The organism is Amycolatopsis heterodermiae (genome assembly GCF_034929455.1).
Taxonomy (GTDB): Bacteria; Actinomycetota; Actinomycetes; order Mycobacteriales; family Pseudonocardiaceae; genus Amycolatopsis; species Amycolatopsis heterodermiae.
Genome location: NZ_JAYFSI010000019.1, coordinates 38157 through 64426, shown reverse-complemented (window position 1 = coordinate 64426; position 26270 = coordinate 38157). Strand labels below are relative to the sequence as shown.

The 26270-nt window shown below is 71.8% G+C and carries 20 protein-coding genes; 8 read left to right on the top strand and 12 right to left on the bottom strand.

Annotated elements, in window-relative coordinates; all coding sequences use genetic code 11:
* Window positions 1–29: 29 nt before the first annotated feature.
* Window positions 30–1040: a LacI family DNA-binding transcriptional regulator gene (locus VA596_RS46465; RefSeq protein ID WP_323336729.1), complete on the bottom strand. Its 1011-nt coding sequence runs from the start codon at window positions 1038–1040 to the stop codon at window positions 30–32.
* Between the two features lie 133 nt (window positions 1041–1173).
* Here VA596_RS46465 and VA596_RS46460 point away from each other — a divergent pair, with 133 nt between their 5' ends.
* Genes VA596_RS46460 through VA596_RS46445 form a run of 4 tightly spaced genes read left to right on the top strand, consistent with a single transcriptional unit; the run spans window position 1174 to window position 7288 of the window.
* A complete protein-coding gene (locus VA596_RS46460; RefSeq protein ID WP_323336727.1) occupies window positions 1174–2469 on the top strand; it encodes an extracellular solute-binding protein in 1296 nt (431 codons plus the stop codon).
* Window positions 2466–3434: a carbohydrate ABC transporter permease gene (locus VA596_RS46455; RefSeq protein WP_323336725.1), complete on the top strand. Its 969-nt coding sequence runs from the start codon at window positions 2466–2468 to the stop codon at window positions 3432–3434. The genes VA596_RS46460 and VA596_RS46455 overlap by 4 nt, the downstream gene beginning before the upstream one ends.
* Window positions 3434–4258, top strand: coding sequence for a carbohydrate ABC transporter permease (locus VA596_RS46450; protein WP_323336723.1), 825 nt, complete (start codon window positions 3434–3436; stop codon window positions 4256–4258). Before VA596_RS46455 ends, VA596_RS46450 begins: the two co-directional genes overlap by 1 nt.
* A gap of 15 nt (window positions 4259–4273) precedes the next feature.
* Window positions 4274–7288, top strand: a complete 3015-nt coding sequence (locus VA596_RS46445) for a glycosyl hydrolase 115 family protein (protein ID WP_323336721.1) — start codon at window positions 4274–4276, stop codon at window positions 7286–7288.
* A gap of 805 nt (window positions 7289–8093) precedes the next feature.
* Here the strand turns inward: VA596_RS46445 and VA596_RS46440 are convergent.
* Window positions 8094–9152 carry a LacI family DNA-binding transcriptional regulator gene (locus VA596_RS46440; RefSeq protein ID WP_323336719.1) on the bottom strand — a complete coding sequence of 353 codons (1059 nt, stop codon included), beginning with the start codon at window positions 9150–9152 and terminating at the stop codon, window positions 8094–8096.
* 137 nt (window positions 9153–9289) lie between these two features.
* Between VA596_RS46440 and VA596_RS46435 the strand changes: the two genes are divergently transcribed.
* Window positions 9290–10306 (top strand): endo-1,4-beta-xylanase, encoded by a 1017-nt coding sequence (locus tag VA596_RS46435; RefSeq protein ID WP_323336717.1) that lies wholly within the window; start codon window positions 9290–9292, stop codon window positions 10304–10306.
* Here VA596_RS46435 and VA596_RS46430 read toward each other — a convergent pair.
* From VA596_RS46430 to VA596_RS46410, 5 genes are all read right to left on the bottom strand, one after another.
* Window positions 10296–10841 carry a polysaccharide deacetylase family protein gene (locus VA596_RS46430; RefSeq protein WP_323336715.1) on the bottom strand — a complete coding sequence of 182 codons (546 nt, stop codon included), beginning with the start codon at window positions 10839–10841 and terminating at the stop codon, window positions 10296–10298. The genes VA596_RS46435 and VA596_RS46430 overlap by 11 nt on opposite strands.
* Window positions 10842–10893: 52 nt before the next feature.
* Entirely contained in the window at window positions 10894–11829 is a 936-nt protein-coding gene (locus VA596_RS46425) for an acyl-CoA desaturase (protein ID WP_323336714.1), read from the bottom strand.
* Between the two features lie 505 nt (window positions 11830–12334).
* On the bottom strand, window positions 12335–12538 hold the full coding sequence (locus tag VA596_RS46420; protein WP_086680104.1) for a cold-shock protein: 204 nt from the start codon (window positions 12536–12538) through the stop codon (window positions 12335–12337).
* Between the two features lie 99 nt (window positions 12539–12637).
* The gene (locus VA596_RS46415) at window positions 12638–13903 is read right to left on the bottom strand and encodes a cyclopropane-fatty-acyl-phospholipid synthase family protein (protein WP_323336711.1); all 1266 of its coding nucleotides are present in this window, start codon (window positions 13901–13903) and stop codon (window positions 12638–12640) included.
* Between the two features lie 20 nt (window positions 13904–13923).
* Complete coding sequence (locus VA596_RS46410) at window positions 13924–15330, bottom strand: FAD-binding oxidoreductase (RefSeq protein WP_323336710.1); 1407 nt, start codon at window positions 15328–15330, stop codon at window positions 13924–13926.
* Between the two features lie 164 nt (window positions 15331–15494).
* On the opposite strand from VA596_RS46410, the gene VA596_RS46405 reads away from it, so the two are divergent.
* Window positions 15495–15914 carry a DUF6292 family protein gene (locus tag VA596_RS46405; protein ID WP_323336707.1) on the top strand — a complete coding sequence of 140 codons (420 nt, stop codon included), beginning with the start codon at window positions 15495–15497 and terminating at the stop codon, window positions 15912–15914.
* Window positions 15915–15988: 74 nt separating this feature from the next.
* Here VA596_RS46405 and VA596_RS46400 read toward each other — a convergent pair whose 3' ends face one another.
* Complete coding sequence (locus tag VA596_RS46400; protein ID WP_323336706.1) at window positions 15989–16429, bottom strand: ATP-binding protein; 441 nt, start codon at window positions 16427–16429, stop codon at window positions 15989–15991.
* Between the two features lie 78 nt (window positions 16430–16507).
* On the opposite strand from VA596_RS46400, the gene VA596_RS46395 reads away from it, so the two are divergent.
* A complete protein-coding gene (locus tag VA596_RS46395) occupies window positions 16508–18307 on the top strand; it encodes a S9 family peptidase (protein ID WP_323336704.1) in 1800 nt (599 codons plus the stop codon).
* On the opposite strand, the gene hpaD is transcribed toward VA596_RS46395, so the two are convergent.
* Genes hpaD through VA596_RS46375 form a run of 4 tightly spaced genes read right to left on the bottom strand, consistent with a single transcriptional unit; the run spans window position 18285 to window position 23217 of the window.
* Entirely contained in the window at window positions 18285–19328 is a 1044-nt protein-coding gene (gene hpaD, locus VA596_RS46390) for a 3,4-dihydroxyphenylacetate 2,3-dioxygenase (RefSeq protein ID WP_323336702.1), read from the bottom strand. The genes VA596_RS46395 and hpaD overlap by 23 nt on opposite strands.
* Complete coding sequence (gene hpaE / locus VA596_RS46385) at window positions 19325–20833, bottom strand: 5-carboxymethyl-2-hydroxymuconate semialdehyde dehydrogenase (protein WP_323336700.1); 1509 nt, start codon at window positions 20831–20833, stop codon at window positions 19325–19327. The genes hpaD and hpaE overlap by 4 nt, the downstream gene beginning before the upstream one ends.
* Entirely contained in the window at window positions 20830–21777 is a 948-nt protein-coding gene (gene dapA / locus VA596_RS46380; protein ID WP_323336698.1) for a 4-hydroxy-tetrahydrodipicolinate synthase, read from the bottom strand. The genes hpaE and dapA overlap by 4 nt, the downstream gene beginning before the upstream one ends.
* Before the next feature lie 15 nt (window positions 21778–21792).
* Window positions 21793–23217 (bottom strand): fumarylacetoacetate hydrolase family protein, encoded by a 1425-nt coding sequence (locus tag VA596_RS46375; RefSeq protein ID WP_323336697.1) that lies wholly within the window; start codon window positions 23215–23217, stop codon window positions 21793–21795.
* A gap of 223 nt (window positions 23218–23440) precedes the next feature.
* On the opposite strand from VA596_RS46375, the gene VA596_RS46370 reads away from it, so the two are divergent.
* Window positions 23441–25675, top strand: coding sequence for a helix-turn-helix domain-containing protein (locus VA596_RS46370; RefSeq protein WP_323336695.1), 2235 nt, complete (start codon window positions 23441–23443; stop codon window positions 25673–25675).
* Window positions 25676–26270 lie beyond the last annotated feature (595 nt).

Sequence of the window (26270 nt, the reverse complement as noted above, 5' to 3'; positions counted from 1 at the left end):
GGCGGTCCGCCCTTCGTCGGGGAGAAAGCTCACGGGAGGGCGCGGGTCGAGCTGCGCACCACGAGACCCGTGTCCAGGGTCAGGTGGGTGCGCTCGACCTCGTCGCCGTTGATCAGCGCGATGAGCATGCTGATCGCGCGGTGGCCCATCTCGCGGATCGGCTGGTCCACTGTGGTCAGTGGCGGGCTGCAGAGCGCCGACTCGGGCACGTTGTCGAAGCCCACCACGGAAAGGTCCTCGGGCACCGAAAGGCCCAGCTCGCGCGCGGCGCCGACGGTCGCGATGGCCGAGAGGTCGTTCGCGGCGAACACCGCGGTCGGCCGCTCGGGCCCGGTCAGCAGCTCGTGCGCCGAGGCGGCGGAGATCTCCGGGTCGTAGGCGCCGTCCCGGATCAGGCTCTCGTCGAACGGGACCCCGGCCGCGGTCAGCGCCCGCAGGTAGCCGGTCTTGCGCAGCTGGGCGGACTGCAGGTCGGGCCGTCCGGCCAGGAAGGCGATCCGCCGGTGGCCCAGCGCCAGGAGGTGCTCGGTGGCCAGCTGCGCGCCGCGCAGGTTGTCGGAGTCGATGGTGGGCAGGTGCGACGGCCCGGTGTGCGGGTCGACGGCCACCACCGGCGTGCCGGGCACGGCTTCCAGGGACACGGCGGGCGTGACCAGCACGGCGCCGTCGACGAGGGTGCCGCTCAGCCGGGAGAGATAGCGCTTCTCCCAGCCCTTCGGGTCGCCGGTGCGCCCGCCCGCCGAGTAGACGACGAGCTCGAAACCGCTGCCGCGGATGGCGTCCGCGGCCCCCTTGAGCAGCTCGGTGGAGAACGGTTCGAGGTCGGCGACCAGGATCCCGATCACGTTGGTCCGGTGGTTGCGCAGGCTCTGCGCGACGAGGCTCGCTTCGTAGCCGAGTTCTTCGATCACCGCCCGGACCTTCGCGAGCGTGGCGGCGGAGACGCCGTAGCGCTCGTTGATCACTTTGGAGACCGTGGCCACCGAGACGCCGGCGCGGGCCGCGACGTCACGGATGGTCACCCTCGAACTGGGCTGCATCGGCTCAGACTAGCCATGTAAAACGTTATCGACAACGATTGACATCCGTTTTTCGCTGGCGCAGACTCTTCGCCAACCCGGGCGTTGTCACGCCCCGTCCAACTCGGCCGAAGTCGTCAGGAGTGGACCAGAGATGTTTGCCAAACGCAGAATCCCCGTAGTCGCCGCGCTCGCGGCCGTCGTCCCGCTCGCCCTCGCGGCGTGCAGCGGCGGGGGGAGCGACACGGCCGCGCAGCCGAGCGGACCGGTCACCCTCACCTGGTGGCACAACGGCACCACCGACCCGCTGAAGGGGATCTGGGAGCAGGTGGTCGCGGACTACCACCAGGCGCACCCGGACGTCACCATCAAGGCCCAGCCGCTGCAGAATGAGGAGTTCCCGACCAAGATCCCCCTCGCTCTCCAGTCGAACGACCCGCCGGACGTCTACCAGGCGTGGGGCGGCGGCGAGATGGCCTCGCAGGTCACCTCGGGCAAGGTCGCCGACATCTCCGACGCCACGAAGCCGTGGATCTCCGCGGCGGGCAAGCTCGCCACGGACTGGCAGGCCGACGGCAAGCAGTACGGCGTGCCGTTCGAGCAGCACGTCGTCGGCTTCTGGTACCGCAAGGACCTGTTCACCACCGCCGGGATCACGTCGCCGCCGTCCACATTGGACGAGCTGAATGCCGCGGTCGGCAAGCTCAAGGCCGCCGGCCTCGCGCCGATCGCGGTCGGGGGCAAGGACCGCTGGCCGGACGCCTTCTACTACAACTACTTCGCCATCCGCGAGTGCTCCAACGACGTGCTCAAGAAGTCGGTGAAGGCCGTCAAGCTCGAGGACCCGTGCTGGACGAAGGCCGGGCAGGACCTCAAGACCTTCCTGGCCACCCAGCCGTTCCAGACCGGGTTCGCCGGCACCCCCGCCCAGCAGGGCGCGGGCAGCTCCGCGGGGCTCGTCGCCAACGGCAAGGCCGCCATGGAACTGCAGGGCGACTGGGAGCCGGGCACTATGTCGTCGCTGACCGACGACAAGCAGCTCGACTCGAAGGTCGGCTGGTTCCCGTTCCCGGCGGTGGCCGGCGGCGCGGGCGACCCGGCCGCCGCGCTCGCCGGTGGTGACGGCTTCTCCTGCACGAACCGCGCGTCCAAGGCGTGCGCCGACTTCCTGCAGTACCTGACCAGCGAACCGGTGCAGACGAAGATCGCCGCGGCCGGTGCCGGGCTGCCCGTCAACATCGCGGCCGCGAAGTCGCTCAAGACGGACACGCTGAAGACCGTCTTCGACTACGGCCAGAAGGCGCCGTACCTGCAGCTGTACTTCGACAAGGCGTTCCCGACCGCGGTCGGCGCCGCACTGAACGACGCGGTGGCCAACATGTTCGCCGGCCAGGGCACCCCCGAAGGCATCGTGGCGGCCGTCAACCAGGCCGCGGCGGGCAACAAGTGACCACGGCCACCAGTCCGGTGCGGGCGGCGCGACCGCCCGCACCGGCGGTGCCGGTCCGGAAGCGGCGTCCGAGCCTGCGCAAGCGGCTCGAGCTGGCGCTGCTGCTCGGCCCGGCGCTGCTGCTGTTCGCCGGGTTCGTCCTGGTGCCGATCGGGATCGCCGCGTTCTACAGCCTGTTCAACTGGAACGGGTTCGGCGCGCTGGACGACTTCGTCGGCTTCGACAACTACGCCGACGCCTTCACCGGCTCGGTGTTCCAGGGCGCGATCGGGCACAACCTGATCATCGCCGGGCTGTCGATCGTGGTGCAGCTGCCGCTGTCGATCGGCCTGGCGCTGCTGCTCAACCGGAAGCTGCGCGGCCGGGCGGTGCTGCGGGCCCTGGTGTTCGCGCCGTACGTCCTGTCCGAGGCGATCACCGCGGTCATCTGGCTGCTCATGCTGCAGCCCGGTGGCTTCATGGACCAGGTCCTCAAGGCGGTCGGCCTCGGCGGCCTGGTCCACCAGTGGGTGGCCGACCCGAGCCTCGTGCTCTACACGCTCTTCGCCGTGGTCACCTGGAAGTACATCGGCTTCGGCATCATCCTGCTGCTCGCCGGGCTGCAGGGTGTGCCGGCCGAACTGCGGGAGGCCGCGGCCCTCGACGGCGCGTCGGCCTGGCAGACCACCTGGCACATCGTGCTGCCGCTGCTCGGGCCGACCATCCGGATCTGGGTCTTCCTCTCGGTGATCGGCTCGCTGCAGCTGTTCGACCTGGTGTGGATCATGACGCTGGGCGGGCCGGCCAACGCGTCGACGACCATGGCGACCTACCTGATCGACCACGGGTTCAAGCGCTACGAGTTCGGGTTCGGCTCGGCCGTGGCGGTGATCCTCTTCGTCATCTGTTTCGTGTTCGCCCTGCTGTACCAGCGGTTCGCGCTCCGCCGTGACACCGCGGGCGCCCTGACGAGGATGGTGGGCTGATGCGCAGCGGCCGGTTCGGCCTGTCGATGGGCTACCTGGCGGCGATCGTGGTGCTCGGCGTGACCGTCGTACCGCTGCTGTTCGTCCTGCTCGGCGGGTTCCGCACCAACGGGCAGATCAACCGCGACCCGGCCGGGCTGCCCGGCCCGTGGGTGTGGGACAACTACGCCACGGTCCTCGGCTCCGGTGCCTTCTGGACGTTCCTCGGCAACAGCGCGCTGATCGCGGTGATCGCGACGCTGCTCGCGGTCGGCCTCGGCTCGATGGCCGGGTTCGCCCTTTCGCGCTACCACTTCAAGGGCCGCGAGGCGTTCTACACGCTGTTCACGCTCGGCCTGCTGTTCCCGCTCGGCGTCGCGACGCTGCCGCTGTACCTGTGGCTGCGCCAGCTCGGGATGCTGGAGAGCTTCTGGGGCGTCGCGATCCCGGAGGCGGCGTTCTCGCTGCCCGTGACGATCGTGATCCTCCGCCCGTTCATGCACGCCATCCCCGGCGAGCTCGAGGACGCCGCGGTGCTCGACGGCGCGAGCAGGCTCGGGTTCTTCTGGCGGATCCTGCTGCCGCTGTCGGCGCCCGCGCTGACCACGGTCGCCGTGCTCGCCTTCGTCACCAGCTGGAACGCCTACCTGCTGCCCCTGCTGGTGTTCAACGACTCCGCGCACTTCACGCTCCCGCTCGGCGTCGCCACGTTCCAGTCCCAGTACTCACAGGACACCGCCCGGGTGCTCGCGTTCACCGCGTTGTCGATGATCCCCGCGCTCGCGTTCTTCGTGCTCGCCGAACGGCGCATCGTCGGCGGGCTGACCGGATCCGTGAAGGGCTGACCCAGGAGGCCTGCCGTGACGTCCGAGGTACACCGCCGTACCTTCCTGCACCTGATGGCTCTTGCCGGGGCCGGCACCGCCGCACTGCCGGGGACCGCCGAAGCCGGCACGGGATTCCCCCTGGTGTCGCGCGGGAAGGCCGCGACGATCGTGGTGGGCTCGGGGGACTTCCCCGGGGTCCGCCGGGTCGTCGGCGACCTGGCCGCCGACGTCGAACGCGTCACCGGCGTGCGGCCGGCGGTGTCGGTCGACGTCGTCCCCGCGCACGGGCCGGTGGTGGTGGTCGGGACGCTCGGCCACAGCCCGCTGGTCGACTCGCTCGTCGCGGCCGGTCGCCTGGATGTGCGTGGGGTCGCCGGGAAGTGGGAGACGTCGCTGAGCCAGGTCGTCGACGGGACGCTGGTGCTCACCGGCAGCGACCAGCGCGGGGTGATCTACGGCGTCTACGAGGTCTCGCGGCGCATCGGCGTCTCGCCGTGGTACTGGTGGGCCGACGTCCCGCCGCGGCGCAGCGCGGAGCTGCACCTGCCGGGGGAGCGGTTCAGCCTGGGCACGCCCCGCGTCAAGTACCGCGGGTTCTTCATCAACGACGAGAACCCGGCGCTCGGCACCTGGGCGCCGGCGTACTTCGGGCCCGGCAAGGCGCCGGGCTATCCGGGCGGCTTCACCCACGAGTTCTTCGCGAAGGTCTTCGAGACCCTGCTGCGGTTGCGCGGGAACTACCTGTGGCCCGCGGTCTGGGGACGCGCGTTCGCCGAGGACGACCCGCTCAACCACGCGACGGCCAAGGAGTACGGCGTCGTCATGGGCACCTCGCACGAGGCCCCGATGATGCGCGGGATCGAGGAGTGGAACCGGCACGCGGTCGCCGCGGTCCGCGACGCGGCCGGGACCATCGTCACGCCCGGCCACGACCCGTACGGCGGCACGGGGGAGTGGAGCTTCCGCCGCAACGGCGAGGCGATCAAGGCCTACTGGGCCGACGGGATCCGCCGGATGGCCCGGGAGGACTTCGAGGGCGTCGTCACGCTCGGCATGCGCGGCAACGGCGACGTCAGCCTGCCCGACGGCGACGGCATCGAGCTGATGCGCGAGATCCTGGCCACCGAACGGGAGATCCTCGCGCGCGAGCTGAGCACGGACGTCCCGCAGGTGTGGACGCTCTACAAGGAGGTCCAGCGCTACTGGGCCCAGGGCCTGCGCCCGCCCGACGACGTCATCGTCGTGTTCACCGACGACAACTGGGGCAACATCCGCAAGCACCCGGACCTGTCCCTGCCGCCGCATCCCGGCGGGTACGGGCTCTACTACCACTTCGACTACGTCGGCGGCGGCCGCAACTACAAGTGGGTCGACACGGCCCTGATCGCGAACACGTGGGAGCAGCTGAACCAGGCCGTCTCCTACGGCAACGACCGGCTGTGGGTCGCGAACGTCGGGGACATGAAGGGCAACGAGCTGCCGCTGCAGTTCTTCCTCGACTACGCCTGGAACCCCGCGGCGCTGCCCGCTTCGCGACTGTCCACATGGGAACGTGAGTTCGCGGCGGCGAACTTCGGTGCGGCGGTGGCGTCGGACATCGCCTCGGTGCTGCACGACTACGGGCGGCTGCAGTCGCGCCGGAAGCCGGAGCTGCTGAACCGGAAGATCACGCTGCAGCCGGACGGCACGATAGTGTACGACGACCAGGCGACGCCGTTCAGCCTGGTGAACTACCGCGAGCTGGACACGGTCACCGACGAGTGGCAGGCCCTGGCCGGGCGCGCGTCGAAGATCTCCTCGCGACTGCCTGCGGCCTATCGTGATGCCTACTTCGAGCTGGTGCTGTACGAGGTCCAAGCGTCGGCGAACCTTTACGCGTTGCGGCGCGCGGAGTTCACGAACTTGCTGTACGCGGCTCAGGGCCGTGCTTCGGCGAACGGTCTCGCCGCCGTCACCGAGGCCCGGTTCGCCGACGACCTCGCGCTGGCTCAGAAGTACAACACGGGGATCGCGGGCGGCAAGTGGAAGGGCTTCCAGACCCAGCCGCACATCGACTACGGCGACGTCGCGCGGTACGGGCCGAACGCGCCGTGGCAGCAGCCGGAGAAGGACAACGTCGCGCTGCTGGACGTCATCTTCCCGGCGGTGCAACGGGTTTCCGTTCCTGAGGCCGCCGAGATGGGTGTCGCCGTCGACGGCTCGGAGCTGTGGTGGCCCGCGGCGCCGGGACGTCCGGTGCTGCCGGAGTTCAGCCCGTTCCAGACTGCGCCGGCGCAGTACGTCGACGTGTTCAACCGGGGGCGGACGCCGTTCCGCTGCACCGTCACGGCCGGGGCGCCGTGGGTACGGGTCGAGCCGCGCGGCGGCCGGGTGGACGAGGAGCTGCGGATGACGGTGCGGATCGACTGGGCCCAGGCGCCGAAGGGCACCACGACCGTCCCGATCACCATCGCGGGCGCGGGCCGGTCGGTGGTGGTGGACGCGGTCGTGCGTTCCGTGGACCTGCCGCCTTTCTGGCGGCGCGGGTTCGTCGAAGCCGGGGGCTACGTCTCGATGGAGGCCGAGCACGGCGACGCCGTACCCGCGGCGGGCGTGTCGTGGCGGCCGGTCCCGGACCTCGGCATGACCCCGTTCCCGGTGACGGCCGCGAGCCGGGTCGCGGGAACGGGCCCGCGCCTGGAGTACCGGATGACCCTGTTCACGGCCGGCCCGGTGACGGTCTGGGCGTACCTGTCCCCGCGCAGCAACGTCCTGCAGGGCGACGGCCTGCGCTACGCGATCTCACTGGACGACGCTTCTCCGCAGGTAGTCAACATCACCCGAGCGACCGGCGCGGACGACATGACCATGAACCGCCAGTGGGAGCGGACGACATCGGACAACGTGAACCTGACCTCGACGCGCCACGTGGTCGCCTCGGCGGGCCCGCACGTGCTGAAGGTCTGGATGATCGACCCGGCGGTGGTGGTCCAGAAGCTGGTGGTCGACACCGGTGGGCTGCGGCCGAGTTACCTGGGACCGCCGGAGAGCAAGCGGCTGTCGTCGTGAGCATCCGCCGGTCCGGAGTCGTGAGTGTTGGGGCGGGTTTTAACCCGTCTAGACACTCACGACCTGGGCACGCGCGTCGTCTGGTGGTCGCCCCTGTCGGGATGGGTGATCGCGGTGGCCGGGATTCGCGGGGCGGCCGGCGAATCCGGGAGGGCGGGCTGCTGGAAGGCGTGTCGTGGACGCGGTGTCTGGTGAATCGGGGTGGTGGGCCGCCGGAAGGCGTGTCGCGGGCGGGGTGCCGGACGAATCCGGGTGGTGGGTCGCTGGAAGGCGTGTTGCGTGCGGGGTGCCTGGTGAATCCGCGTGGTGGGCTGCTGGAAGGCGTGTCGCGCAGGGGCCCGGTGCATCTGGGCGGCGGGTCGTTGGAAGGCGTGTCGCGGGCAGGTGCCTGGCGGATTCGGGTGGTGGGCTGCGGGAACGCGTGTCGCGCGTGGGGTGTCTGGCGAGCCTGGGTGGCGGGTCGCCGGAAGGCGTGTCGTGCGCGGGGTGCCCGGTGCATCTGGGTGGTGGCTCGCTGGAATGCGTGTCGCGTGCGGGGTGTCCGGCGAGTCCGGGTGGTGGGTTGCCGCAAGGCGTGTCGCGTGCGGGGTGTCTGGCGAATCCGGGTGGCGGGCTGCGGGAAAGGGTGTCGTGCGCAGGGTGCCCGGTGAATCCGGGTGGCGGGTCGCCGGAATGGGTGTTTGGTGCGGGGTGTCTGGTGAGTCCGGGTGGCGGGTTGCCGGAAGACGTGTCGTGCGTGGGGTGCCTGGCGGACCCAGGCGGCGGGCCGAAAGGCCTGTCGCGCGGGGCGATGGCCACCGAGGCGCTACCTCGGTGCCGGGATCACGCTGTCCGCCGGAGCCGCTGTGCTGTGGCGGACCACCAGGCTCGTCGCCAGTTCCAGTCGCCGGGCGTCCGGGGCCAGTCCCCGGGCCAGCGCAATCGCCAACCGAGCCCCGGCCGCCGCCATCTCCTGCAGGGGCTGGCGGATCGTCGTCAGCTCGGGCGTCAGCCAACGAGCCACCGGCAGGTCGTCGAAGCCGACCACGCTCAGGTCGCCCGGGATCTTCAGGCCTGCGTCGCGGGCTGCCTCGTACACGCCCAGGGCCTGCAGGTCGCTGCCGGCGAAGACGGCCGTCGGGCGGTCGGGGAGGGTGAGCAGTGATGCCAGCTCGCGGTAGCCCGAGCGGACGTGGAAGTCGCCGCGGCGGACCAGGGCCGGGTCGAACGCCAGGCCCGCCGTCTCCAGCGCCGTGCGGTAGCCGTCGATGCGGGCCCGGCTGCACAGCACGCCGTCCGGGCCGCCGATCATCGCGATCCGCCGGTGGCCCAGCTCCACCAGGTGGCGGGTGGCCGTCAGCCCGCCCTGCCAGTTCGTGGCCCCGATCGAGGGCGTCTCCGGGCCGGGCGCGCCGGCGGGGTCGACGATCACCAGCGGGATGTCCCGCGCGCGCAGCTTCGCCAGCTGCCCGCTCGTGAAGTCGGAACACACCGAAACGATGCCGACCGGCCGCCGGGCGAGCACGCTTTCCAGCCAGCTCTGCCCCGGCGTGTGCCGCCCCGACGATTCCGCCAGCACGACCGCCATTCCGTTTTCGCGGGCGACGTACTCGACCCCGCGGATGATTTCCAGTGCCCAGGTGCTTTCGAGTTCGTGGAACATCAGTTCCAGGAGCCGGGAACGGCGGGAGCGTTCGTCCGCGCGGCGCCGGTAACCGTATTTCCCGATGACCGCTTCGACGCGGGCACGGGTGCTTTCGGCGACGTCCGGACGCCCGTTCAGCACCTTCGAAACGGTCGGCACGGAAACGCCGGTCTCGGCGGCGATCCGGGCGATGGTGACCCGCGACGCTGCGGGTTCGAGATCGTCGGATTTCACTGGCATGACCGGGATTCTAGGTCATCCGGCGCGGAATGGACACGTTCGAAACTTTCGATCATTGCTCCGACAGGTACCTTGACCGCCGTCGACGGCGGCTTCTATCGTCGAAAACCGTCCCCCATTCCCCGAGGAGTCACGAGATGGTGCACGCAATTCCGGTCAAACGCGCCCTGGTCGCGATGGTGGCGCTCGCGGGCGTCGCCGTCTGGCAGGCTCCCGCGGCTTCCGCGTCGGTTCCGTTGAAGGACATCACGCACCGCTACGTCGGCAGTGCGGTGGCCGCGTCGTATCTCGCTTCCGAGCCCGATTATCGCGCGGTGCTCACCCGGGAATTCGACAACGTGACGCCGGAGAACGAGATGAAATGGGGCACGATCGAGGCGGTGCGCGGGCAGTACGACTGGTCCGGCGCGGACGCGATCGTGCGGTACGCGCAGGCACACCACAAGACCGTCCGCGGCCACACGCTCGTGTGGCACTCGCAGCTCCCGGACTGGGTCGCCGCCCTGCCGGCCGGCGAACTGCGCCGCGTCCTGCGCGACCACATCACCACGGAGGTCAAGCGGTACAAGGGAAAGATCCGCGCCTGGGACGTCGTCAACGAGATCTTCAACGAGGACGGCACGCGCCGGGACACCGTCTTCCAGCAGAAGCTCGGCGACGGCTTCGTCGCCGACGTCTTCCGCTGGGCGCACGCGGCCGACCCGTCCGCGACGCTCTACATCAACGACTACAACATCGAAGGCAAGAACCCGAAGAGCGACGCCGTCTACGACCTCGTGAAGACGCTCCGGCGGCAGGGCGTCCCGATCGGCGGCGTCGGCGTCCAGGCGCACCTGTCGATCCAGTACGGCTTCCCGGAGGGCTACCAGGCCAACCTCAAGCGGCTCACGTCGCTCGGCGTCGACGTCGCGGTCACCGAGGCCGACGTCCGGATCCCGACCCCGCCCGACGCGGCGAAGCTCGACACCCAGGCGAGCTACTTCGACCAGCTGTGGGACGGCTGCCAGGCGGTCCGCAAGTGCGTCGAGTTCACGGCGTGGGGCTTCACCGACCGGCACTCGTGGGTCCCGGACGTCTTCCCGGGCGAGGGCGCGGCCTGCCTGTTCGACGCCGATCTGAAGCCCAAGCCGGCCTACACCCGGATCAACCCGTGACGGCGGCCGCGCGCAGGCCGCGGGCGGCGAGCGCGGCCAGGATGCGGGGGACGGCGGCGACGGTCGACGCGTAACCGCCGTCGTGCATCAGGATCACCCCGCCCGGCTCGACGACGGCCGAGGCTTCGACGATCTCGCCGGTCGAAGCCCCGGCCCAGTCGCGGGTGTCGACCGTCCAGAGGATCTCGGCGAGCCCGTGCCCGGCGATCGTCGCCGCCACCGCGGCGTCGGTGTCGCCGTACGGCGGGCGGAACAGCGCAGGCCGGGTTCCCGTGATCCCGGTCAGCAGGTCCTGCGTGCGCGCCACCTCGAGCTCCCGCTCCGGGGGAGACAGCGCGGGCAGCCGCGGGTGCGTCCAGCTGTGGTTGCCGATGGTGTGCCCGGCCGCGGCGATGGCGCGGACGAGGTCCGGGTGGTCGGCGGCATTCGACCCCTGGAGGAAGAACGTCGCGGGCGCGTCGCCGAGGGCGGCGAGCAGCGCCGGCGTCGTCTCCGGGTGGGGGCCGTCGTCGAAGGTCAGGGCAACCGGGTCCATCCGTCCACGGTCACCCCGACCGCGACGGACGGCAAGGAGTTTCGGCGGGCTTTCAGCGCGCCATGGCGGCGAGGCGCTTGGCCGTCGGCCAGCGGACCTGCCAGGCCCAGCCGAGCTTCTCGAACGCCCAGATCACCCGGGCGGAGATGTCGATCTGGCCGCGCTGCACGCCGTGGCGGGCCGACGTCGGGTCCGCGTGGTGGGAGTTGTGCCAGGACTCGCCCATCGAGAGGATCGCCAGCGGCCAGAAGTTGGCCGAGCGGTCGCGGCTCGCGAAGGGCCGCTCGCCGATCATGTGGCAGATCGAGTTCACCGACCACGTCACGTGGTGTTGGAAGGAGATCCGGGCCAGCCCGGCCCACAGGAACGCGGTCAGCGCGCCCCACCACGACAGCGTGATCAGGCCGCCGAGCAGCGCCGGGAGCAGCAGGCTCGTCACCACCCACACCGGGAACAGCCGGTCGACCAGGGTGATGTCGCGGTCGGCGGCCAGGTCGGGGGCGAACCGGGCGACGTTGGTCTTGTCGCGGCCGAAGAGCCAGCCCATGTGCGCGTGCCAGAAGCCGCGGGCCAGCGCCACCGGGGACGTGCCGAACAGCCACGGGGAGTGCGGGTCGCCCTCGCGGTCGGAGAACGCGTGGTGACGGCGGTGGTCGGCGACCCAGGTGAGCACCGGGCCCTGGGCGGCGAGGCCGCCGGCGATGGCGAGCGCGATGCGCAGTGCCCGCTTCGCCCGGAACGCGCCGTGGGTGAAGTACCGGTGGTAGCCGACCGTGATCCCGAGCGTCGAGACGACGAAGAAGCCGCCGCCGATGGTCAGGTCCAGCCAGCTGACGCCCCAGCCCCAGAACACCGGGATCGCCGCGGCGAGCGCGAGGAAGGGGACCAGCAGGAACGTGCGGATCGTGATCAGTTCGGGGATGGTCTGCTTGCCGGAGAGGACGGGCTTCGGCGCAGGCCGGGATTTCACCGAGGTGGGTGAGGTCATGCACTACTCGTTTCGAGGTCGCCACGCGCGGAGGGGTGCCTGCGCGGGAAGCCGGGGACGCGGAACACCCGGCTCGATCTGCTGACTGCGCGCGACCCGCCGCACGGTCGCCGCTCCTGCCGGCGCCCGGCCGTCTAGGGCCGCGGGACGGGAGTGCGTCCGGCACTGCGCCGGCGTACGAGGTGCTCCCGTGTTGTCGAGGCTACCCGAGCCGCGTGTGAACCCGCTGTGTGGCGAACGAGCGCCCGCCAGCTATCGCACGCGACCCAGGCCTGCTGGTCGTGAGTGTTTAGAAGGGTTAGAACCCTTCTAAACACTCACGACCAGCCGCGGCAGAAGGCCCAGGTCCAACCGGACGACCGAAGGAGACACCGCGGTCCTGACAGGCGTACTGCGACGAGCGCGGCACGCCCGGCCGCCGCTTCCCGACGTCCAACCGCTGAAGACCCCAGAAAAGGGGAATGCCCCCGCCCCGAGGGGGCGAGGGCATTCCATGTCGCGTGGTTCAGATGACGCTGACCCGCTGGGCCTGGGGGCCCTTCTGGCCCTGGCCGATTTCGAACTCCACACGCTGGCCCTCGTCGAGCGACTTGAAGCCGGTGCCCTGGATCTCGGAGTAGTGGACGAACACGTCCGGACCCCCGCCGTCCTGAGCGATGAAGCCGAAGCCCTTTTCACCGTTGAACCACTTGACACTGCCCTGAGCCATACCCATACCTACTCTTCATAGTGAGCCTGGCCGCCCCGTTCGGACGCCCGGTCTCGGTGACTATCCTCGCAGAACCTCGCGCAAGAGGCACGCCCGGTCTCAAACACCCCAGTCGGGCCGCAGCGGCATGCCCATTCCACCCTGGTTGTCGGTGCGGACCCCGAGGATCTGGTGCAGTTCGATCTCCCGCCGTTCGAAGGCCAGCCGGCAGGCTGCGAGGTAGAGCGCCCAGACCCGGCTGCGCCCCGCGCCGGCCTCGCCGACGGCCTCGTCCCAGTGCTCGTCGAGGTTGGCGCACCAGCCGGCCAGGGTGGTCGCGTAGTGCTCGCGGAGGTTCTCCGAGTGCCGGACCTCGAGGCCGGCGTCGTGCATGGCCGTCATCAGCTCACCGGGGGCCTCCAGCTCGCCGTCCGGGAAGACGTACCGGTCGATGAACCCGCGGGAGCGGTGCGCGACGCTCGAGTCCGGGTTGGTGATGCAGTGGTTGAGCAGCCGCCCGTGCGGCTTGAGCTTGGCCGCCAGGAAGCGGAAGTACCCCGGCACGTTGCGGGCGCCGATGTGCTCGGTCAGCCCGATCGACGAGATCGCGTCGAAGTCCGTTTCGGTGACGTCCCGGTAGTCGAGGTGCCGGATCTCGGCGCGGTCGGCCAGGCCGAGGGCGACGATGTTCTTCTGCGCCCACTGCGCCTGTTCACGCGAAAGTGTGACGCCGAGGGCCTCGACGCCGTAGTGGCGGACGGCGTGCGCGACCATCCCGCCCCAGCCGCAGCCGACGTCGAGCAGCCGCATCCCCGGCTTGAGGCCGAGCTTGCGGCAGACCAGGTCGAACTTGTGCTCCTGGGCCTGCTCGAGGGTGGCGCCGTCGTCGGGGAACACGGCGCAGGTGTAGGCCATCGACGGGCCGAGGACCAGCTCGTAGAACCGGTTGGACACGTCGTAGTGGTTCGAGATGGCGCTGCTGTCGCGCTCCTTGGAGTGCCGGAGGCCGGACAGGCTCCGCTTGAACCGGTTCGGCAGCTCTTCGGCGGGCGGCTGGACGCGGCGCAGGTGGGCGGGCCCGAGCTTGCGCAGCATCCAGACGCGGTCGGCCGGGGTCAGCTGGTCGACCTGGGCGGCGAGCGCGTGCAACGCCGTGTAGAGGTCGCCGGTGACCTCGATCGCCCCGGCGACGTAGGCGCGGGCCAGGCCGAGGTCGCCCGGGGACGACATCAGGTAGTCCAGCGCGAGCGGCGACCGGACCTCGATGGCGACCGGCGCGTCGGCCGGGCCGGTGCCGCTGCCGTCGTAGGCGGTGATGGAGACGGTGGAGCTCGGGCCGAGCAGGCGCTCGAAGACTTCGCCGACCGGGATGCTTGCCTTGGTCACTTTTGTTCCTTTCACGGCGTTCACCGGCGCCGGACGCACTTTTCGTAGAGGCCGAGCAGCCGGGCGGCCGGGTCGTAGGCCCGCTTGAGCTCCCCGTAGGCGTCACCGTTGTAGAGGCGCCAGAACTCGTCCTCGGAGTAGAAGCTGTCCGAGTAGAGCGATTTGTGCCCGCCGAGGCGGGTGACCTCGGCTTCGATCATCCGGTTGTGGACGCCGTCGCGTTCACCGGGGTCCAGCGGCACCGCCGACCAGAACCCGAAGTTGACGTACAGCTCGTCAGGGTCCAGTTCGTACAGCGGCCAGCGCACCCCGCCGGGCCGCTGGCGCAGCGGGCAGATCCACACCGGGCTGATCGGGATCTCGCGCTCGAAGAACTCGAGGAACTCCGCGGCCCGGGCCAGCGGCACCTCGATGTCCTGCACGATCGTCTCCTCGGGCGGCATCCGCCGGAGCTTGAGGAGCTTGGCGGCGATCCCGAAGCGGCGGTCGAGCGCGACGAGCTTCCAGTACACCGAGGACCGCAGGAGCCGGCGGCCCATCAGCAGCCGCGGCAGCCGCGACTGGACGCCGAAGGCGCGCGAGCACCAGAACCAGTCGGTGTCCCAGCGCCACAGGTAGTCGCGGACGGTGAGGTGGTCGGTCTCGCGGCGCTGGATCGAGCGGTAGTAGATGTCCAGCCAGGTGTAGTCGCTGGTTTCGGGAGCGCTGTCGGTGAAGGTGCCCAGCGTCACGTACAGCTCGTCCGGGCCGAACACCGTGCCGTCGACGAAGTCCACCGCTTCGCCCTCGTACACCCGATTGGTACAGACCTCGCCGAGGGCCGCGAAGTACGTCTCGCGGTCGTGGTGGCGGACGTGGCGCAGCTTCACGAACGGCTTCACCGGTTCCAGCTGGATCCGCAGCCGCAGCGCGTACCCGAGGGTGCCGTAGGAGTTGGGGAAGCCGTGGAAGAGGTCGCGGTGCTCGTTGTCCGGCGTGGCGACGACGATGCCGCCGTCACCGGTCATGATCTCCAGCTCCAGCACCGACTCGTGCGGCATGCCGCTGCGGAAGGAGCTCGACTCGATGCCGAGGCCGGTCACCGCGCCGCCCAGCGTGATGGTCTTGAGCTGCGGCACCACCAGGGGCATCAGCCCGTGCGGCAGCGTGGCGTCGACCAGCTGCTCGTAGGTGACCATCCCTTCGACGTCGGCGGTCAGCGTCTCCGGGTCGACGCGCAGCACGTGGGTGAAACCCGAGACGTCCAGACCAGGGTGCTGGGCCGAGGCCCGGGACCGGAAGAGGTTCGACGTCCGCTTCGCCAGCCGGACCGTGGCTTCACCGGCCACCGCGGCCAGCTGGCGCCGGAGGTCGTCGACGCGGGTTTCGTGTTCGGGGAAGGCCGGGCCCGGGCGGGCCTGGGGCGCACCGGCCTGATCGATCGTCACCCCCCGATCCTGCCTCACGGGGGAAGGGGGCGCACCGTGCCTGTCTCATCGCTGTCCCGTCGGCCGGAACCGGTGCCTCATCGCGCGGTTGATCCATCCGGGCGCGGGGTATCCGCGATCGGGCGGCGGAAGATCCCGCGGCCGATGGGGAAAGCGAGGCGGCGTTGAGCATTCAGATCGATTTCGGGCGCGACACGGAGTTCTCGTTCGAGCGGCGACTGCGCGGATACCTGGGTGCGGTCGCCCGGGCCGTGGGGGTCGGGCCGGAGTCCTGCACGATCGACCTCGACACCCCGGTGTCGGCCTACGTGGCTTTGGACTGGCGCCTGGGCCGGTTCCCCGGCCACGATCTCGCCCTCGTCTGGGACGAGGCGCACGGCTGGGCGGCGGCGCTGGAGGACACCGGCCGGGAAGCCGTCGTCCTCGCCTACCTCGGGGGAGAGGTGCTCCCGGAACCGCGTGCGGTGGTGCGGTTCCTCGCCGCGGTCCGCGCCGGCGACCCGGAAGCCGGGACGCTCGAAGCGCCCGTGCTGCGCGAAGCAGGTCGTCACGAGGAACTGCTCGGCGCGCTCTCGGCCGGCTGACTTCGCCGACCACCCGATGTGCGCCGTGACCTGCACGGACGGCATGCGCGTCGCCGGGGAACGAGCCTAAGCCGTCAGTGCTCGCGGAACAGCTGGGCCGGGACGAGAGCCCACACGGTCTTGCCCGGCTCGGTCGCGCGCACGCCCCAGCCCAGGGACAGCTGGTCGACCAGCTTCAGGCCGTGACCACCGCCCGCCGCGACGCGCTCGACCGACGGCTCTTCGTCGGACACCTCGACCAAGAGTCCGCGCAGCTCGCGCGTCACCTTGAGCCGTGCCGGGTGCGCGGTGTGGTCGTAGGCGTTGCCCACCAGTTCGTCCACGACGAGCAGCACCGCGCCGAGCGGCTCCTCCTTGGTGCGGCCGAAGCCGAGGCAGCCGGCGACGGTCGACCGGATGCGGCGCAGCGACGGCCGCGTCGTCAGGTCGACGGTCAGCTCGGCGGCCGTGGCGACCCGCAGGCTGAGCCGCTCCACGACCAGGTCCCAGCCCGGGGGAAGTGTCTCGCCGTTCATCGCTCGCTCCCTCGCACCGGACGCACCCACGAGGGGTTCGGCGCCGCCCGCCGCGCGGATGGCTGGAAGACTGCGTTCGTGGGGAACTTGAGCGCCGAAGCGATCGTCGACCGGATCCTGCCCCGCGAGCCGCGGGTTTCCCCCGACGGCCGCTGGGTCGCCTACCTGGCCACGACCCGGGGCCACGCGGCCGGTGAGCTGTGGCTCGTCCCCGCCCACGGCAGCGGGCCACCGCGCAAGCTCGCCGGCACCGCCGAAGCACCGCGATGGGCGCCGGACTCCGGCTCGGTCTTCTTCCTCGCGGACGCCCGGCCGCACCGGATCGCGCTCACCGGTGACGCCGAACGCCTGGCGGACCGGGCCGTCACCGCCTGCGTCCCGCTGCCCGGCGACCTCGCCGTCCTGATCGGGCCCGGCGAAGAGCCGCCCGGGGACCCGTACCTGCGCGCGCCGGAACCGCCCGACCGGCTGTGGCTGCTCGACCTGACCACCGGCGAGGTCCGTCCGCACGGCGACCTCGGTGACCGGCACGTCGTCGAGGCCGCCGCCCACCCCGGCGCCGGCCCGCTCGCCGTCCTGACCTGGCCGGTCGCCGACCCGTGTCCTGGCATGCTCGAACCGCGGCTCCACCTGGTCGGCGGCCGCGACCTCCCCGCCCCGGCCGTCGAGGCGTCCGCGCTCACCTGGTGGGGTGACCGCCTCCTCTACCGCGGCCGGACCCCGCCCGGACTCGTCGGCGGCGACGCGATCTTCGACGCCGAGGACGGCACCAACCTCACCGAGGGGATGAGCGTCTGCCCGGTGGACCTCGTCCAGGTCGACGACGGGCCGCCGCTCGCGTTGTTCGCCGAAGGTCTCGACACCACGATCCGGCGGCTCGACCCGGCCACCCGCCGGTTCACCGAGATCGCCCGCGCGCCGGGTTCCCTCGAGTTCCTGAGCCACGGCGGCGGTGTCGTGGCCGTGGTCGCGAGCACCGCGACCGAGCCCGACGACGTCCACACCGGACCTCCGGGCGGCCCGCTGACCCGGCTCACCGACGTCAGCCCGGAGCTGCGCGCCCGGACCTGGGGCCCGCAGGAGCGCCTGTCCCACCGCGCCGCCGACGGCCTGGAGCTGGACGGCCTCCTCGTCCTCCCGCCCGGCACCACCCGCCAGGACGGCCCGTTTCCGCTGGTCACGCTCGTGCACGGTGGCCCCTACGACCGCTGGTCCGACCGCTTCGTCGTCGGCTGGCACCGGCAGGCGCGGTGGCTGGCCGAAGACGGGTTCGCCGTCTTCCTGCCCAACCCGCGCGGCAGCCAGGGCCACGGCCACGCGTTCGCCGTATCCGTCGCCGGAGAGGTCGGCGGTGCCGAGTGGACGGACATCCTCACCGGCATCGACCTGCTGATCGACGCCGGTGTCGCCGATCCGGACCGGCTCGGCATCGGCGGCGGCAGCCACGGCGGGTTCCTCGCCGCCTGGGCGGCCGCGCGCAGTGACCGCTTCGCCGCGGCGTACGTCAACGCGGGCATCAGCGACTGGGGCATGCTGGCCGCCACCGGCGAGCAAGGCCCGCCGTTCGAGGCGGCGCTGGGCGGCAGCATCGGCTGGGAGGGCCCGGGCCCGCACCGCCACGACCGGAACAGCCCGATCTCCTACGCCGCCGACATCCGGACGCCGATCCTGCTGGTGCACGGCGAGGACGACACGAACGTGCCGCTCTCGCAGGCCGAGTTCCTCCACCGCGCGCTGCGCCACTTCGGCGTCGAGCACGAGTTCGCCGTCTACCCCGGGGAGAACCACTCGCTGCGCGGCCGCGAGCACCAGCTCGATTTCCTGCACCGCACCCGCGAGTGGTACACCCGGTGGCTCAAACCTGCTCGCCCAGCTTGAACTCCGTGTCGTCCGAGGCGTACGAGAAGCCGTCGGCGCCGATGGTGACGTCGGCTTCGCGAGCCTCGGCCCGGGCGGTCAGCGGCTGCGGCTTCCCGTCGAGGTCCAGCACCGCGGACGCGTCGGCGTACCAGCTCGGCACCACCGGGTTGCCCCACCAGTCGCGGCGCTGGTTGTCGTGCACGTCCCAGGTGATCACCGGGTTGTCCGGGTCGCCGGTGTAGTAGTCGTGGGTGTAGATCTCGATCCGGTGCCCGTCGGGGTCGCGGAGGTAGAGGTAGAACGCGTTCGAGACGCCGTGGCGGCCCGGCCCGCGTTCGATCGTGCCGGATTTCCGCAGCGCGCCCAGGTGGTCGCAGAGGTGCAGGATCTGCGTGCGCTCGTGGCTCGCGAACGCGATGTGGTGCAGCCGCGGGCCGTCGCCGCCGGTGAGGGCGACGTCGTGCACCGTCGGCTTGCGGAACATCCAGGCCGCGTAGACCGTGCCCTCGTCGTCCTGGATGTCCTCCGACACGCGGAAACCCAGGCCCTCGTAGTACTTCCGGGCGGCCGGGACGTCCGGGGTGTCGAGGTTGAAGTGGTCCAGCCGCGAGAGCGCGCCGGCGCCGTGGACGTCGTAGCGCTGGGTGAACCGCTCGACGTGCTCGGCCTCGCAGAAGAACTCCACCGGGAAGCCGAGCGGGTCTTCGACGCGGACCGCCTCGCCGAGGCCGCGGGTCGCGCCCGCCGCGCGACGCTCGACCCGGCAGCCGAGGGTGCGGTAGTACGCCTCGGCGAGGTCGAGGTCGGCCGCGCTCCGGACGCGGTAGCCGAGCACGGCGAGGGCGGGTGCCGAACCCTTCCATAGCACCAGCGAGTGGTGCAGGTACTCCTCGAACGCCCGCAGGTACAGCGCGTCTTCGTCCTCATGGGACACCACGAGGCCGAGCACGCCGACGTAGAAGGCGCGGGACGCGGCCAGGTCCGTGACGACCAGTTCGGCGTACGCGCAGCGGAGGACGTCCGGCGGGGCGGCGGTCATGACTGGCCCTTCCGGACGCTGCCGAAGCGAGGCGGGTGCACAGGCCCGAGCGAGACGTGGATCGCCTGCTGGTGCGTGTAGAAGTCGAGGGAGCGGTGGCCGCCCTCCTGGCCGAGCCCGGACGCCTTGACCCCGCCGAACGGCGTGCGCAGGTCGCGGACGTTGTGCGAGTTCAGCCAGACCATCCCGGCCTCGACCGACTGCGCGAAGGTGTGCGCGCGCTCCAGGTTCGACGTCCACAGGTAGGCGGCGAGGCCGTACTTGACGCTGTTGGCCAGCGCCAGGGCTTCCGCTTCGGTGTCGAACGGCGTCAGCGCGACGACCGGGCCGAAGATCTCCTCCTGGAAGATCCGGGCGTCCGGCGCGACGTCGGCGAACACGGTCGGCGCGACGTAGTTGCCACCATCCACACCGGACGGACGCCCGCCGCCGGCGAGCAGGCGCCCTTCGGACTTGCCCAGCTCGACGTAGCGCATGACCTTGGCGTGGTGCTCGGGGTGCACCAGCGCGCCGACCTCGGTGGCCGGGTCGTGCGGGTCGCCGACGACGATCGTGCGCGCCCGCTCGGCGTACCGCTCGCAGAACTCGGCGTAGATCGGGCGCTCGACGAGGATCCGGCTGCCCGCGGTGCAGCGTTCGCCGTTGAGGGAGAACACCCCGAACAACGTCGAGTCGAGCGCGGCGTCCAGGTCGGCGTCGGCGAAGACGATCGCCGGGGACTTGCCGCCCAGCTCCATCGACATGCCCTTGAGCCCGGTGGCGCAGTTGCGGAAGATCGTCTGGCCGGTCGTCGACTCGCCGGTGAACGAGATCAGTGGGACGTCCGGGTGCTTGACGAGCGCGTCGCCCGCTTCCTCGCCGAAGCCGTTGACCAGGTTGAACACGCCTTCCGGCAAGCCCGCGCCGGCGAAGATCTCCGCCCAGAGGCTCGCCGACAGCGGCGTGAACTCGGCCGGCTTCAGCACCACCGTGCAGCCGGCCGCCAGCGCGGGCGCGAGCTTCCAGCTCTCCAGCATGAACGGCGTGTTCCACGGCGTGATGAGCCCGGCGACCCCGACGGGCTTGCGGTGCACGTAGTTCAGCTGCCGCCCCGGCACCTGGTAGGCGTCGTCGGCCTGCGCGACCACGAGGTCGGCGAAGAACCGGAAGTTCTCGGCCGCGCGCTGCGCCTGGCCCAGCGCCTGGGTGATCGGCAGGCCGGTGTCGAACGTCTCCAGCTCGGCCAGCCGCGCGTCCTGGGCCTCGACGGCGTCGGCGATCTGGTTCAGCACCCTGGCCCGCGCCCGCGGCACCAGCCGTGGCCAGGGGCCGTCGACGAACGCCTTCCGCGCCGCGGCGACGGCCCGGTCGACGTCCTCGGCTTGGCCCGCGGCCGCGGTCACGTACGGGGTGTTCGACACGGGATCGAGCACGTCGAAGGTCTTGCCCGAGACGCTGTCGACGAGCTGCCCGCCGACGTAGTGCTTCAGCGCGTCCGGCAGCCCTTCCGGGACATGGTGCGTCATGCTTTCCCCTCCATGGTGAAGCCTTCGGTCGGCGAGAGGTACTTCGCGCCTTCGGCCATGAAGTCCTTGATGCGGGCCAGCCCGGCTTCGGACGGCGGGAGCAGCGGCGGCCGGACGTGCCCGGACCCGATCAGCCCGCGGTGTTCGAGGACCCACTTGCCGGGCGCCGGGTTGGTCTCGACGAACAGCAGGTCGACCAGCGGGTGCAGGCCGTAGTGGAGCTCCCGCGCGCGTTCGTGGTCGCCGTCCTGCCAGGCCTCGTACATCTCGGCGCAGGCGGCGGGTGCGATGTTGGCCGTCGCGCTGACGAACCCCGCGCCGCCGAGTGCCAGCAGCGGCAGGCCGAGCAGCTCGATCCCGGACCAGACGACCAGCTCGCGCCCGCACAGGTGCAGCACCCGCGAAAAGTGCTCGAAGTCCTTGGTCGTCTCCTTGATCCCGACGAAGTTGTCACACGAGCGGAACAACCGCGCGACGGTCTCCGGCGCGAGGTCCACGGCGGTCCGGCTCGGCACGTTGTAGGCGACGATCGGCAGGTCGGGGACCTCGTTGGCGACCGTGCGGTACCAGACGAACAGCGCGTCCTGGGTCGGGCGCGCGTAGTAGGGCGTGATGACGAGCGCCGCGTCGATCCCGGCGTCGCGCGCGGCGACCGTCAGCTCCAGGGTCTCGTCCAGCTTCGCGGATCCGGTGCCCGGGACGAACGGGACACGGTCGTCGACGACGGCGGCGACCGTGCGGATCGCCTCGGCGCGTTCGGCGACCGTCTGGGAGCCGGGCTCGCCGGTGGAGCCGCCGACCGAGATGCCGTGGGTGCCGGACGCGAGCTGCCAGCGCACCAGGTTGGCGAGGCCGTCGTGGTCCACCGCGCCGTCGGCGGTGAAGGGCGTCATCAGCGGCGCGATCGACCCGCGGATCGCCTGGGGGTCGGAGCGGAATCGCATGGGGTTCCTTCCTGGTCAGGGGCGGCCTTGCGCGAGCCACGCGGCGTACTTCCCGCGCCAGTGCTCGTCCATCGGGTAGAGCCCTTCGACGCGCTCACCGGCGGCGACCTGCTCGGCGATGAACGTCTCCTGCCGCTCCTGCTCGATCGCCGCGTCGACGACCTCCTCGACCAGGTGCGGCGGGATGACGAGCACGCCGTCGCCGTCTCCCGCGATGACGTCGCCGGGGCAGACGGCCGCGCCACCGCAGGCGATCGCGACGTCGGCCTCCCACGGCACGTGCCGCCGTCCGAGCACCGCCGGATGCGGCCCGGCGTGGTAGGTGGGAATGTCCAAAGCGGACACCGCCGCCAGGTCCCGGACCCCGCCGTCGGTGACGATCCCGGCCGCGCCGTTGACCTGCGCGCGCAGCGCCAGGATGTCGCCGACGGTGCCGGTGCCGCGTTCCCCGCGGGCCTCCATGACCAGGACGTCGCCGGGGCCGAGGGCGTCGATCGCGCGTTTCTGCGCGTTGTAGCCGCCGCCGTGCGCGCGGAACAGGTCTTCGCGGTACGGCAGGTACCGCAGGGTCCGCGCGCGGCCGGTCAGCCGGGTGCCCGGGCGCGTCGACGTGAGGCCCTCGATGAAGACGTCGTGGTATCCGTGCTTGCGCAGCTGGACGGAAAGTGTTGCGGTGCCGACGGATTCGATCCGCTCCCGCAGTTCCGGGCTCAGCGTGAAGGCCGGTCCGGACGTCCCGTAGGCGTCCGCGCGCTGCTCCTCGCCGGTCCGGGGGAGCGCGCCGAACGGTCCGAAGGGGACGGTCCCTTCGGCGATCGGGGTGACCAGACGGCCGGTGCTGTGCCCGCCGGCACTGACTTCGACCTCGACGACGTCGCCGGGCCCGGCGACCGACGCGCCCGCGGGTGTCCCGGTGAGCAGGACGTCCCCGGGTTCGAGGGTGATCAGCTGCGAGAGGTCGGCGACCAGCCGCCCGAAGCCGAACAGCAGGCCGGCGGTGGTGTCGTCCTGGACGAGGGCGCCGTTGAGCCAGGTCCGCAGCCGCAGCGCGGCCGGGTCGACGTCCGCGGCGGGCAGGACGGCCGGGCCGAGCGGGGTGAAGCCGTCACCGCCCTTCGAGCGGAGGTTGCTGCCCTTGTCGGCGTAGCGCAGGTCGTAGACGCCGAAGTCGTTGGCCGCGGTGACGCCGGAGACGTACGACCAGCCGTCCTCGGGAGCGACGCGGCGGGCGAGCCGCCCGATGACCAGCGCGATCTCGCCTTCGAAGCCGAGCAGCTCGGTGCCCGACGGCCGCTCGAGGACGTCGCCGCTCGCCGCGACGGACGTCGGCGGCTTGAGGAAGTACGACGGCTGCTCGGGGACCCGCCCGCGCTGCGCGGCGCGGGAGCGGTAGTTGAGGTGCAGCGCGATGATCTTGCCGGGCCGCGCGATGCTGGTCATATCGCAAATAATATACGATCTTCGGGGCGGGGAAACCTCCGTTCAGGGGCCCGCGGACCGGCTACTGCACGTAGTGCTCGGGCAGCACCGACCAAACGTCGGGTCGGTCCCAATGCGCTACTCGTGATCGTTCGCCGCGTCCGTAACGAACGGGACCGACAATTCCGGCGGTAGCGCGCGACCCAGCCGCCATGTGATGCTCGATGCCGGAGGGGGAGGGGAGATGGACTCGTTCGGGGCGCGGTTGCGCCGTCTTCGGCGTGCCGCGGGGCTTACCCAGGAGGCGCTCGCCGAGAAGTCGGGCCTCAGCGGGCAGGCCGTCGGCGCGCTCGAACGCGGGGATCGGCGGTTTCCGCACCGCGCCACCCTCGACCGGCTCGCCGACGCCCTCGGCCTCGCCGGCGACGACCGGGACGCCTTCGCCACCGCCGCCGCGCGGCCCACGAGTCCCAAGCCCGAACCGGGGGTCGTGCCGCGGGAGCTGCCCGGGGAGGTCGCCGCGTTCACCGGGCGGGACGCCGAGATCGAACGGGTGCTGGCCTGCTTCGAAGCGCGGCCGGCCGCCGTGGTGGCCGTTGCCGGGATGGCCGGGATCGGGAAGACGGCGCTGGCGTTGCACGCCGGGCACCGGCTCGCCCGGCGGTTTCCCGACGGCTCGCTGCACCTGGACCTGCGCGGGCACGCCGCCGACCCGCCGGATCCGCTGGACCTGCTCGACCGGCTGATCCGGGAGCTCGGCGGGGAACCGCCGACCCCGCTGTCGCTCGAGACGGCGTCGGCGCGGTTCCGGTCGCTGCTCGCCGCGAAACGTGTGCTGCTCGTGCTCGACAACGCCCGCGACGCCGCGCACGTCGCGCCGTTGCTGCCCGGGGGCGGCGGCTCGGGCGCGATCGTCACCAGCCGCGCCGCGCTGCCCGATCTGCCGCAGGCGCACCAGGTCCTGCTCGACGTCCTGCCGGAGGCGGACGCCCTGCGGTTGCTGGCGGCGGAGATCGGGGCCGAGCGGGTCGCCGCCGAACCCGCGGCCGCCCGGTCGGTCGCCCGGCTCTGCGGGTACCTGCCGCTCGCCCTGCACCTGGCCGGGGCGCGGCTCGCGACCCGCCCGAACTGGCCGGTCGCCCACCTGGCCCACCGGCTCGACGACGAACGCCGCCGGCTCGACGAGACCGGCGTCCGGACCAGCTTCGAGCTCGCGTTCGGCCGCCTGGCGGCCGGGGATCCGGCCGCGGCCCGCGCGTACCCGCTGCTGTCCCTGCTCGACGTCTCCGAGCTGTCGGTCGCGGTGGCCGGCCGGCTGCTCGACGCGCCGGAACGCGAGACCGAGGAGCTGCTGGAACGCCTGACCGACGAGCACCTGCTGACCACACCGGCGCCCGGGTGGTACCGGCTGCACGACCTGCTCCGCCTCTACGCCCGGGAACACGCCGAGCGGCTGACCGCGGCCGAGCGGGCCGCCGCAATCACCCGGGTCGTCGAGCTGTGCGCGGCGATGGCGTGGCGGAGCATGGCGCTGGTCTCGGCGGCTTCGCACCGCCACGACTGGGCGGCCGGGCGCTGGGCCGGCGGGGAGGTCCCGGCCACCGTCGACGAGGTCTTCGGCTGGCTCGACGCGCACCAGCCGCACCTGGTCACCGTCGTGCGCCAGGCCGCCGCCACCCCGGGGGTGCCGCCCGAGGCGATCGCCGCCGTCGGGCTCGGGCTGTTCGAGTACCACCGGGCGCGGGCCCGCTGGCGCGACGCCATCCGCGTCGACGAACTGGCCCTCGACCTGGTCGACGGCGTCGACCGGGTGGCCGCGGCGACCCTGCGGGGCGACCTCGGGGTCGCCGAGGCCGAGCTGGTCCACGGCGGCGAGGCGCCCGACTTCGGGCGGTCGCACGCGCACCTGCGCCACAGCCTCGCTGACTGGGAGGCGATCGGGGACCCGCGCCAGCTCGCGGGCATCCTCAACAACCTCTGCTTCGTGTTCGGCCTCGGCGAGGACCTCGACGCGGCCATCGGGTTCGGCGAGCGCAGCCTCGCGCTCAACCGGTCGCTGGGCCTGCGTCACGTCGAGACGCTCAACCTCGTCAACCTCGGCGTGCTCTACGGCCGCCAGGGCGACCGGGAACGCGAGCTGAAGTACGCCACCGAGGCGGTGGCCGTCGCCGAGGACACCGGTGACCTGCGGGGCATGGCCTACGGCTGGATGCGGATCGGCCTGGTCCACCGCGACACCGGGCAGCACGCCGACGCCGCCGGGGAGCTGCGCCGCAGCGCCGGGCTGTGGCGCGAGGCCGGCGTCCGCCTGTACGAGGCGATGACGCTCGCCGAGCTGGGCCGCGCCCACCTCGGGGCCGGCGACCACGAGCGGGCCCGCGAGGTGCTCACCGAAGCCCTGGCGATGATGCGGGAGTACGGCGGTGAGGAGCGCGCCGCAGCGGTCCGAGCGGACCTGGAGCTGGTGCAGCGCCGATAGCGGCGGCCGGCACGGCGGTCAGGAACGGCCGCGGCCGGAGCACGGCGGCGCAGGTGACCAGGTGCGGGGTCCGCGGCGCGCACCGCACCTCGACCGTGACGCGGACGCGCTGCACGAGCAGCGGCCGCGGCGCCTCGTCCGCGCCCGCGGTCGGGGGCACGGCGGCGAGCGCGGCCGCGAGCAACGCGGCCGAAAGGAGCCTCCAGGCGGTCGTCACCGATGCCTTCCTCGTCCGGGACTGCGGCACCGCCGATCTTCGCGGCGGGCCGCCGGACGCGACAGCGACAACCTCTACGAACGACCTCTACAAATTGTCCGGGGGGCCACTTCCGGGCGTACGTCGGCGCGCCGGAGGCCGATCATCCACAGTGGATCCCACCGAAGTCCACAATGGACTGAAGACGGCGGGCACGACAACATCGGCGGCGCGGTCGTACGCGCGCCGCCCGCGTTCAGCCGAACGGGTCAACGGGGCCGGATGGCCTGCAGGGGAACGGAAAGGTTCGCGAGCACCGCCTCGACTGCGCGCACGGGTCCGGGCGCGGCTGGTTGCTCAACCGTTGCCCCTCAGCTTAAGGCACCTGCACTATGCTGG

Bases quoted from the DNA above. Each gene is read 5' to 3' on its own strand.
- VA596_RS46465 (WP_323336729.1), bottom strand. From the start codon at position 1,040: ATGCAGCCCAGTTCGAGGGTGACCATCCGTGACGTCGCGGCCCGCGCC.
- VA596_RS46460 (WP_323336727.1), top strand. From the start codon at position 1,174: ATGTTTGCCAAACGCAGAATCCCCGTAGTCGCCGCGCTCGCGGCCGTC.
- VA596_RS46450 (WP_323336723.1), top strand. From the start codon at position 3,434: ATGCGCAGCGGCCGGTTCGGCCTGTCGATGGGCTACCTGGCGGCGATC.
- VA596_RS46440 (WP_323336719.1), bottom strand. From the start codon at position 9,152: ATGCCAGTGAAATCCGACGATCTCGAACCCGCAGCGTCGCGGGTCACC.
- VA596_RS46435 (WP_323336717.1), top strand. From the start codon at position 9,290: ATGGTGCACGCAATTCCGGTCAAACGCGCCCTGGTCGCGATGGTGGCG.
- VA596_RS46430 (WP_323336715.1), bottom strand. From the start codon at position 10,841: ATGGACCCGGTTGCCCTGACCTTCGACGACGGCCCCCACCCGGAGACG.
- VA596_RS46425 (WP_323336714.1), bottom strand. From the start codon at position 11,829: ATGACCTCACCCACCTCGGTGAAATCCCGGCCTGCGCCGAAGCCCGTC.
- VA596_RS46420 (WP_086680104.1), bottom strand. From the start codon at position 12,538: ATGGCTCAGGGCAGTGTCAAGTGGTTCAACGGTGAAAAGGGCTTCGGC.
- VA596_RS46400 (WP_323336706.1), bottom strand. From the start codon at position 16,429: ATGAACGGCGAGACACTTCCCCCGGGCTGGGACCTGGTCGTGGAGCGG.
- hpaD (WP_323336702.1), bottom strand. From the start codon at position 19,328: ATGACCGCCGCCCCGCCGGACGTCCTCCGCTGCGCGTACGCCGAACTG.
- hpaE (WP_323336700.1), bottom strand. From the start codon at position 20,833: ATGACGCACCATGTCCCGGAAGGGCTGCCGGACGCGCTGAAGCACTAC.
- dapA (WP_323336698.1), bottom strand. From the start codon at position 21,777: ATGCGATTCCGCTCCGACCCCCAGGCGATCCGCGGGTCGATCGCGCCG.
- VA596_RS46375 (WP_323336697.1), bottom strand. From the start codon at position 23,217: ATGACCAGCATCGCGCGGCCCGGCAAGATCATCGCGCTGCACCTCAAC.
- VA596_RS46370 (WP_323336695.1), top strand. From the start codon at position 23,441: ATGGACTCGTTCGGGGCGCGGTTGCGCCGTCTTCGGCGTGCCGCGGGG.